Source organism: Actinophytocola sp. (assembly GCF_049647105.1).
In the GTDB taxonomy this organism is placed as follows: Bacteria; Actinomycetota; Actinomycetes; order Mycobacteriales; family Pseudonocardiaceae; genus Actinophytocola.
The window spans coordinates 1-8,011 of sequence record NZ_JBARWZ010000242.1; the positions used below are offsets into that span (position 1 = coordinate 1).

Annotated in this window: 5 protein-coding genes; 3 read left to right on the forward strand and 2 right to left on the reverse strand. The window is 71.8% G+C overall.

The annotated features are described in order from the left end of the window. Positions 1-39: 39 nt before the first annotated feature. Positions 40-2,940: a glycosyl hydrolase gene (locus WBA97_RS28745; RefSeq protein WP_424234079.1), complete on the reverse strand. Its 2,901-nt coding sequence runs from the start codon at positions 2,938-2,940 to the stop codon at positions 40-42. 593 nt (positions 2,941-3,533) lie between these two features. Between WBA97_RS28745 and WBA97_RS28750 the strand changes: the two genes are divergently transcribed. The 3 genes from WBA97_RS28750 to WBA97_RS28760 all read left to right on the forward strand — a co-directional run bounded on the left by WBA97_RS28750 (position 3,534) and on the right by WBA97_RS28760 (position 5,905). Next, the gene (locus tag WBA97_RS28750; RefSeq protein WP_424234080.1) at positions 3,534-4,502 is read left to right on the forward strand and encodes an RNA polymerase sigma factor; all 969 of its coding nucleotides are present in this window, start codon (positions 3,534-3,536) and stop codon (positions 4,500-4,502) included. A 101-nt stretch (positions 4,503-4,603) separates the two neighbouring features. Then, positions 4,604-5,260 carry a TVP38/TMEM64 family protein gene (locus tag WBA97_RS28755; protein ID WP_424234081.1) on the forward strand — a complete coding sequence of 219 codons (657 nt, stop codon included), beginning with the start codon at positions 4,604-4,606 and terminating at the stop codon, positions 5,258-5,260. Between the two features lie 111 nt (positions 5,261-5,371). Further along, positions 5,372-5,905, forward strand: a complete 534-nt coding sequence (locus WBA97_RS28760) for a hypothetical protein (protein ID WP_424234082.1) — start codon at positions 5,372-5,374, stop codon at positions 5,903-5,905. Here the strand turns inward: WBA97_RS28760 and WBA97_RS28765 are convergent. Further along, a partial coding sequence (locus WBA97_RS28765) for a tetratricopeptide repeat protein (RefSeq protein ID WP_424234083.1) occupies positions 5,902-8,011 on the reverse strand: 2,110 nt, incomplete at its 5' end. The two genes, WBA97_RS28760 and WBA97_RS28765, sit on opposite strands and share 4 nt — an antisense overlap.

Below are 8,011 nucleotides of genomic sequence, written 5' to 3' on the forward strand. Positions count from 1 at the left end.
TCCCGGGGCACGGGACGGGGCGGCCGCGCAACTCGGGGGTCAGGACGTGCTGATCGTGTACGGGATCTCCAGGACGGAGCGGGTGCCCTCGCCCGAGGTGGCGCTGGTGCGCAGCGCGGTCGGCTCGTTGCCGATGGCGCTCCACACCTCGAGTCGCACGCAGCCGTCCACCAGGTCGGCCGGGCTGCCGGTCTGGGCGGCGCGACCCCTGGCCTGGGTGTAGGTCTCCCAGCCGACCGCGGGATCGGTCGCGAAGTAGTGGTAGGTCTCCGTTCGCGAGTAGGTACCGGAACCCCTGGGGTCATAGGAGATCCGCGCCTGGACGCCGTTGGCGACCGTGGCGCCGGAATCCACCCGCAACGCGAACCGGGTTTCCTTCGACGAGTCGTAGGTGCCGGTGATGCCGCAGGCGGTGTAGGTCCTGGCGTTGGCGGGGGCGCCGTCGTGGTTGGCCCCGCCCGCCGCGGCGACGGTGTCCTCGACCGCGCCGGTGCCGCCCGAGGTGGTCAGCGTCCCGGGGCTCACCAGCGCCAGCACCGGGCTGGTCACCGGCGGGTCCGTCGGCGGGTTGGGATCGCTTGGCACGGCGTTGCCACCCGACCAGGTGTGCGCGCCGGTGGTGGCGGTCCTGCCGGGAGCCACGGTCAGCGTGGTGCCGTCGGAGAACCGGACGGTCAGGTTCTCGTCACCGAGGTTGGTCGCCGCGTAGGTGCGGGCACCGTCCTTGGTGAACACGGCGTACAGCGGGTGGTCGGCGGTCACGCCCGTGTCGACCTGTCCGAGCGCGCTGAGGTTGCGCAGCCAGTGGAACGTGTGCGCGCGGCTCTCTCCCTCCTCCACGGTGTAGCCGGGATTGGCACGGAACGCGGCCAGCGCGGCGTCGGCGTCGGACAGCGCCTGGAACGACCAGATGATGTCCGCCCAGGAACGCGGTGTCGCGCTGCCTGAGTTGCGGACGATCTCGGCGACGTTGCGGTCGACGTAGTCCGGGTCGTGACCCAGGTAGAGCGAGCCGCCGGTGATCGGCAGCATGTTGATGCCGTGGATCTTCTCCGGGTCGGCGGTGAACCAGGTGGCGTAGGCACCACCGTCGCCCCAGACCATGCCGACCGTCGAGTGCTCGAAGCCGGCGGGGAAGGCCTGGTCCTGCGGGTCGAACCAGTAGTCCTGGATGGCATTGGCCTGCGTGGTGTAGATGTACAGGCCCGCGTCGCGCACCGCGGTGTCGCCAGTGGCCTGACCCCACTGGATGAGCGCGTTGGCGAAGTTCATGCCCTCCGAAGAGGACTCCTGGTTGTTGCCCGCGAAGAACGCGCCGTGCCCGGCCGCCCAGTCGTGCCCGGCGAAGATGTCGAAGTCACGCAGGAACGGGAACCGGGTGTCGCCGCGGTCGTAGTTGTTCGCGTCCCGGATCAGCAGGTCGACCATGCCGCCGTACTGGCCCTCCGCCGCCCACCCCGGGTCGAACTTGGCCAGCGTCGCGGCGGCCGCCACGTAGTAGCCGTAGTGGAAGTGGTGGTCGTTGAGGTCGGTGTCCGAGCCGTAGGAGGCTGGGTAGCCGATCAGCGTGCCCCAGTTGCGGTCGTAGTAGAAGACCCGCTCCGCCTTGCCTTCCGTGGCGGTGAACCAGGCGGTGAGCCGGCCGCGGATCGCGTCGAGCATGGTGTCGCGGACGTCGGTGCGGCCGACCTGGTCGGCGATCTCGGCGAGCCGGGCGGCCCGGCCGAGTGCCTTGCCGGTCCAGTAGGTGTCGTTGCCGAACCCGGCCAGCGGGTCACCGGCGGCCGCGTCGTCGAGGTGGCCGTTGAGGGTGGCGAGGTCGTCGCCGGTCATGCCGACCGAGGGCACCTCGGGCAGCACGCCGTTGTACCGCATGTCCGTGCCGAACGACGCCGCGCCGACGAGGACCTTCATCGGCCCGCGCGGGGACAGGTAGGTCTGCTCGATCGGGCTGCCGCCCGCGAGGTTGTGCCACTGGTGCGGGTAGAGCGCGATGACGGTGCCGGTCGCACTGCCCTCGAGGGCCTCGGTGGTGAACCGGTAGGTGGAACGCACGACACTCGCCGACTCGTCGTAGTCCCAGGAGACCGCGGTGCCGGTGATGTGGGCGTGGGCGTACCGGCCGTAGGCGTCGGCCAGGGCGGTCCGCTCGGCGTCGGTGCTGTCGCCGGTGGTGGGCAGCACGGCGACGGAGAAGTAGTCCGACCCGCCGAGGTTCGAGGAGATCGAGCCGCCGGAGGACGCCCAGTCCGCGCCGGACGGGGCGTAGGCGACGTAGTCGTGCCCGTCGACGGTGAAGCCGACCCGGCTGCCGGTCTCGTCCCACACGACAGGCGCGGCGGTGAAGCTCAGCAGCGCGTCGCCGCCGGTGGCACGCGCGTAGACGAACGGCGAGCCGTGCCCGATGGTGGCACGCAGGGTTCGGCTGCCGTCGGACCAGTACGGGCTGACCGTCCAGTCGGTCCAGCCGTCCACTTTGGCCTCAGCGGCGTTCAGGCCCGCCACGCCGAGGGTGAAGTCGGCGCCGTACTGGTAGTGGTACTCCCCCACGCCCGTCGGGGTGCCGGAGATGGTGGGGGTGGTGGAGTAGTCGACGCCGAGGCCCCCGGCGACCGTGTCGAACGAGAACGGGTGCGCCATCAGGTTGTCGGAGAACGCGCACTCGGTGCGCTTGTAGACCAGCGAGGACCACCAGTCGTTGGTCGGCACCGGACCCGAGGGAGCGTTCGCGGTGAGGTGCTTGCGGGGGTTGGTCGCGAGGTCACCGCACGCGGACGGCAGCGCGGCACCGGCGGGCAGGGTCGTGGTGTAACTGCCCGCGCCCACCGGTTCCGCGCCTGCGGGCGCCGTGGCGAACAGGGGCAGCGCGGTACCCACGACCGCGGCGGCGGCCACCGCGGCGATCGTGCGCGACACGCGCGGTCCGGAGCGGTTTCGCATGGCTGGCTCTCCTTTGAGCAGGGCGGCAGGGGACAGCGACGAGACCTCGGCACAGGAAGAAGTTCCGAGGTTCGTGGAAGCGCTCTCACACTGTTTAGCAGTTCACTCGACCAGGGGTCAACCATTCGATTTGTCAGTTACGCTCAGCGACTGGAACTCCCACTCCTCGCTGAGCTGGCCGTAGGTCGTCAGACCCTGCACCCCAGCACGAACGCGAAGTGGTCGGCGAAGACCAGTTCTCCAGGCCCGATGCGGAGCCGATCGAACACCCGCCGGCTCATCCACACGACGCAGTCTGGCCGATTGCTTCACGTGTCGTCGTACCTGACGCCGACAGCGCACTTTGCTTGCGGGACAAGGCGAAACCAACACCAGCCCCCATGGCCGGTCCGGTTCGAGCCTACCTGGGGAACACCGCCGACAGCGCTCGACAGAATGCGATGCGCATCGTGGGAGAAATCGGATGTGACACGTCGTGCGGTCCATTCGAGGGAATTCTTGTTGAAACCGCAACCTCGTTGTGCCGCGAGCCGTTAGGCAGGCGACAATGGCGTTTGCACATGCATGTGCACGTTAGCTGGGGAGGTGCGGCGATGCCGGAGGACACGACCGACATGCCGAGCGACGCGACGCTCGCAGCGGCGGTCCGGGGTGGGGACCCGGCCGCGTTCGGTGTGCTCTACGCCCGCCATCTCCAAGCCGCGCGGCGCTTCGCAGCGGCGCTCGGGATCAACGGCGCGGAACGGGACGACCTGATCGCCGAAGGTTTCACCAGAGTACTGCGAATAATGCGTTCGGGGCGAGGACCGGACGAAGATTTCCGGCCGTATCTGCTGACGACCATGCGCAACACCGTGATCAGCTGGCGACGCTACGACCGCACGGTCTCCCTCTTTCCTGACGTGCCGGAAACCCGGCGGAGCACAGACCACGACGACCCGATGGGCGCGAGGGTCGACGCCACGATGGCCGCGGAGGCGTTCGCAGGCCTACCGGAACGGTGGCGCACCGTCTTGTGGCGCACCGAGATCGAGGGCGAGTCACCGGCACAGATCGCCGGCACGCTCAGCATGACGCCCAACGGCGTCGCCGCGCTCGCCTACCGGGCCAGGGAAGGCCTGCGCCAGGCATACCTGGCCCAGTACCTCCCCGCAACCGGAACGCGGACCTGCCGGACGATCGTCGGACAGCTCGCGGGCTGGGTGCGGCAAGGCGGCACCAACCTCAGGACCCGGCGCATCACCGACCACCTGGCGTACTGCGTGAACTGCCGGCACCTGGAAGCCGACCTCCAGCGCGTGAACCAGGAACTGCCCGCCACGAAACCGATCGTCCCGGCGTTCCTGACGCGGCCGGCGTCCTGGTCCGGCGCGGTCAAGTCGGTCACGGCGGCGATCGCCGCGATCATGGCGACGGTGGGCACCCTGATCGCCGGGCCGGCTCCCGTCACCACCGCGAGAACCGTGCCGCAGTCCGCGTCACCACTGGTGACCGACCACCATCGGCTGACCACGCCAGGAGGTGGTCCGCACGTGATCACCAACGCCTCGCACTCGCGATGACCTGGGGCGATGCTGTCCCGGGTGCGTGGTGACGCATCGGGGATGACCCGTTCGGGGACGGACGCGGCTGGCGCGCCGGGGTGGCTGGCTACACTCGGTGTGTGCCGCGAGTAGGTGTGTTGCTGGCCGTCTGCCTGGTCGCGGCGCTGGTCGTCGCGGCCTTCGTGCTGCCGGTGCCCGAGCCGGTGCGGCTGCGGGCGTGGGCTTCGGGAGCGGGAGCGGCGGCACCGGCGCTGATCTTCCTCGCCTATGTGGTGGCCACCCTCGTCCCGATACCGCGCACCGTGTTCTCCCTCGCGTCGGGGCTGCTGCTCGGTCCGGTGCTGGGCGTCGCCGTCGCGCTGGTCGCCACCGCCGTCAGCGGCCTCCTGAGCTTCGCGCTGGCCCGGTCGCTGGGCAGACGGGTCGTGGCCCGGCACCTCACCCGGGCAAGCGTCCGGGCGGTGGACGAGCGGCTGACCGTCGGCGGCTGGCTCGCGGTCGCGTCACTCCGGATGATCCCCGCCATCCCGTTCCTGCCGACCAACTACGCCTGCGGTCTGTCCTCGGTACGGACCCGGCACTTTCTGGCGGGCACCATCGCGGGCAGCGTGCCAGGCACGATCGCGGTCGTGGTGCTGGGTGACACGCTGACCGGCGGCACTCCCCCGGCCCTGCTCGCCGCGTTCGCCGTGTGCGCGCTTGCCGGGGCGGCCGGCCTGTGGTTCGCGATCCGCAGGCACCGGGTGTCGGCTCACCCGGTCAGCCCCCAGCTGTAGGCCCCGACCTGCGGATGTAGTGCCCGTGTAGTGGCATCGCACAGCCTTGCCAGGCCATCGGCGGCCGAGGCCTGCACTCGACCGCCGGACGTCGAACGCGAGGGAGAGCATATGGAGAGCCGTAAGCTGCTCAAGATCATCGGGACGCTGGGCGTGGCAGCGGCCATCGCGGCCGGGACCGGAGCGGGCACCGCCACGGCGGAGCAGGCGCCTGCCGAGGTGTACAGCCAGATCACGGCCGCCGACATCGCGGACCCGACGGCGATCCTGCCCGTCGACAGCGCGGACAGCGGCGAGATCGGCGCCCTGCAGACGGTCGAGGGCGCCATCGGCTGGTTCCGGGCCCGTGACGGCAGCACCGAGCACGACGGTTACTGCGAGCGCGCGGTCCGCCTCGCCTGGAACCGGGCCACCCACCACGCCAGCGCCATCGACCACTGGCGTTCCTCCGACGGCGCGCGGCACACCGGCGCCAACCCGCCGCGCGGTGCGTTCGTCTTCTGGAACATCTCCTCCTTTGGCCACGTCGGCCTGTCCGACGGCGACGGCGGTGTCTGGGCGACGAGCGTCAACGGCCGCATCGGCCACGTCGGCCTGCACTACTTCGCCAACTACCTCGGCTGGAAGCCGGGTAACAGCAACTAGTGCGACCAGCGGGCACGCCTGCGCACCTGCCGGGGGTCCGGCAGGTGCGCAGGCGCACGCGCTCTTCTGGCCTGTGCCAGCAGGATCAACGTCTTCGTCTCGCCGTCGCGGTTCCCCGTCTGCCGGAACACGTCGAGCGCACGCTCCCCCATCCCCCGCGCCCGTGCCGGGGAGCCGGTCGCCAACAGCGTCTCCCCGATCCCCAGCAACGCGTAGGCGGTGCAGCGCTCGTCGCGCATCCCCTCCAGAATGCCCAGCGCCACGGCCAGTTCCCGCTCGGCTGAGGCGAAGTCGCCGGTACTCCGGTGCACCGCACCGAGTTCGGTGCGCACCTTCGCTTCCCGGTGGCGGTCCCCGAGGTCGCGGGCGACGGTCAGCGCCGCGTCCAGCCGTGCCGCCGCCTCCACCGGGTCGCCGAGCACGTGGCACATCGTGCCGAGGGACCCGAGCATCTGCGCCTCGCCGCCGCGGTCACCGACCTCGCGGAACCGGTCCAGCGCGCGCAGGTAGTGCGGCAGGGCCTCGTCCGGCCGGCCTTCGACACGCGCCACGGTGCCCAGTCCAGCCACGGCGAACGCCTCGCCACGCCGGTCCCCGACCTCGGTGAACAGCGCAAGGGACCGGGTGAAGGCGCCGTGCGCGTCCGCGTACTCGTCGCGGTAGAGGTGAACCTGTCCCAGCCCCCGCCGCACCGCGGCCTCCCCCGCCGCGTCACCGGCGGCGCGCACGGCGGCGAGGGCGTTCTCGTGGCAGGCGCGCCAGTCGTCGTAGTGGCCGCGCAGGTCGTGGAACGGCACCAACGCGGCCGCGAGCTGCCACGCCAGGGCCGGCTCTCCCGCCGCGGCGGCCAGCTTCACCGTGCGGGTGAGGGTGGCCCGGTGGGCGCCGAACCACTCCAGCGGTTCCGCGACCACCGACTGTTCCATCGCCGCGTCGAGCGTCCAGCCGAGCGGTTCACCGGTCACCGCGCCGAACGCGGCGGGCAGTTGGGCGGCGGCCCGTTTGACCAGTGAGAGCAGTGCCGAGACCCAGCGCCGGAACGCGGCGACGCGCTCCGGCGCCGGCTCGGCGCCGACGATCTCCACGGCATGGCAGTGCAGGAGGCTGTGCAGCGAGTACTGCGGCTGACCGCTCGGGCCGGGTCCGGCGACCACCACCAGGTTCGCGTCGACCAGCGTGTCGAGCACGTCGTGCGCTGGCATGCCCAGCAGCGCGTCGACCATCCACGCGGGGAACTCGCGGCCGCCCAGCAGAGCGAGCCTGCCGAACGCACGCACTCCCGCTTCGGGCAGCTGCCGGACGCTCAGCTCGAAGCTCCGCCGCACCGCCAGGTCGCCGACCCGCAGTTCGCGGAGCCGCGCTGACCTGTCGGCCAGGCGGTCGCGCAGGGTGCGCAGGGACCACGCCCGCCTGCCCGCGAGCCGCGTCCCGGCGATCCGGATCGCCAGCGGCAGATGCCCGCAGAACTCCACGATGTCGGCGGCGTACGTCGGCTCGGCGACGACCCGGTCCGCGCCAGCGACGGCGGCGAGCAGCCGGGTGCTCTCCTCGGCGTCGAACACCGCGAGTTCGACGCCGTGCGCACCGGTCAGCTCGGAGAGCCGCGTGCGCGCGGTCACCAGCACGGCGCAGCCGCCGTCGGCGGGCAGCAGCGGACGGACCTGGGCGGCGGTCGCCGCGTCGTCGAGCACCACCAGCACCCGCCGCCCGGCCAGTCGCGAACGCAGCAGCGCGGCCCGTGCCGTGGCCCCGTCCGGCAGGCCGGCGCCGAACACGCCGATGGCGTGCAGGAAGTCGGCGAGGACCGCGGCGGGGTCGAGCGGCCGGTCACCCGTTGCGTCGAGGTCGGCGTAGAACTGGCCGTCCGGGTACGCCTCCCGCAGCCGGTGGGCCACGTGCAGCGCGAGCACCGACTTCCCGGTGCCCGGCGGCCCCGACACCACCGCCACGGGCGCCGCGAACGTCCCCGGCCGCGGCGCCAGCGCCGCCAGCAACTCGGCGACGGCGGCCTCGCGCCCGACGAAGTCGGCGATGTCCGGTGGCAGCTGGTGGACCGCGGTGGCCCGCGCGTCCCGGTCGCCGGGGCCGGGCTGGTCACCGCGGAGC